Genomic DNA, 1,656 nt, shown 5'->3' on the forward strand with positions numbered 1-1,656 from the left:
TAGAATGAATGAAAAAATTTGACAAGTAAATTAGGAAAAGTGAATAAAGACTGTCAAGTGATTTTAGGAAAGTACAATTTGCATGCTTTAATGCTGTTGGAGCATGTGAATAACACCTCTAATGTATGTTTCCAAGAGCGTAAACTCAATGTTTTAGCTTCAATCGACGTTTTATTTGTTAAAATCAGCCCATTTTTGTAGTTCGTTTGCCTATTGATTTTTTCTATTTTGAAGATTTTAGATGACCGTTTTTTGGTAAAATTATAAGACAAAAGCTTCGAAAATCTTTACCATGTATGATAATGCTGTAAATGAGATAGCGCTTTCATCAAGGGGTCATTTTTGTTACAACCAATGCAACAAATCGGGTAAGCCATGAACACAAACCATGCGATTTGCTGCAGCTGTAAGATTGGTTGTTAAAACCAAAGAAATAAGTTTTGTTTTTCACAATTGGCCACTTTTTTCAATGAAAGAACCGTGTTGCTGTGTGAAGATTCTTCAGTGAGTTGCAAAATCTTGTGATATTTGTGATGAATAGTTCGTCATTTTTTTATTAAATTTGTCGCGTTTAGAAATATGTTTCATTATCCTATCCGTTGAGTCATGCAAATGTTTTTACGATCTTCTCTCCTTTCATTATATTTACTGGTTTGTGTTCTTAGTGCTTCGGCGCAATCGTTAAAGCCTCAAGGCATCTTTGAAAAGCAACAGAATGTGATTACAGGCGGTTATTCTTTTTGGCTCTATAAGCCTGCGGACTATATAGACGACGATCATGATTTCCCTTTGATTATTTTTCTGCATGGTGCCAGTTTATGTGGTCGTAATTTGAACAAGGTTCGTAGATATGGAGTGTTGGATGCGATTGATCGTGGAAAAGTAATTCCTACATTAGTGGTGGCACCTCAAAATCCCGGTGGAGCATGGAGTCCCAGCAAGTTGAACGCGCTTTTAGAATGGATGAAGAGTAACTACCGGGTGGACAGTACACGAGTTTATGTTTTGGGCATGAGCTTAGGAGGATATGGAACCATGGATTTTGTGGGAACTTATCCCGACAAAATCGCTGCCGCAATGGCGTTGTGTGGTGGTTGCTCGCTGAAGAATCAGGACGGATTAGGACGTGTGCCACTATGGATTATGCATGGAACAGCCGATAGAGCGGTGAGTATTAAGGAATCAAAAAAGGTGGTTGAATACTTGCAACAAAAGGACATGGACCACCTTTTGCGGTACGACTGGATGCAAGGAGGTGGGCATGGAGCACCTGCGCGGTTGTTTTATCTTCAGAAAACTTATGATTGGCTCTTTTATCATTCCCTGAAAGATTCACCACGTGAGGTAGATCGCTCATTTGACATCACCCCCGAAGATATCAAGACCACTTATCAAGAATTAAGAGCTTTGCCTCATATGTACGATAAAGATTAAGGTAGAACACAATTTTTGCGTATCTTGTGTTTGATGTTTTTGAGGATTTGAGTCGCTTGTTTTTGGCATCACTCATCAATTCTCAGAGGTATGGTGTCGTTTCTAAAAAGCCTTGTTGTATGATTTTTCAGAACTGGCATTATTCAGGGTCAGTCGTAAAACCCAGTTGCACCCCTCCTCTCATGCACATAATTTCATAAGCCTGTAAAGGAAGAAAGGAAT

1 protein-coding gene is annotated in these 1,656 nt (G+C 38.9%); it reads left to right on the forward strand.

What is annotated here, in order from left to right; all coding sequences use genetic code 11:
* Nucleotides 1–606 precede the first annotated feature (606 nt).
* Nucleotides 607–1,434 (forward strand): alpha/beta hydrolase-fold protein, encoded by an 828-nt coding sequence (locus DEM91_RS12445; RefSeq protein WP_410525643.1) that lies wholly within the window; start codon nt 607–609, stop codon nt 1,432–1,434.
* Nucleotides 1,435–1,656 lie beyond the last annotated feature (222 nt).

It is taken from the genome of Prevotella sp. TCVGH (assembly GCF_023522295.1).
Taxonomy (GTDB): Bacteria; Bacteroidota; Bacteroidia; order Bacteroidales; family Bacteroidaceae; genus Prevotella; species Prevotella timonensis.

What these genes read in the sequence shown, in the direction of transcription:
- DEM91_RS12445 (WP_410525643.1), top strand. Translation starts at nt 607, where the DNA reads ATGCAAATGTTTTTACGATCTTCTCTCCTTTCATTATATTTACTGGTT.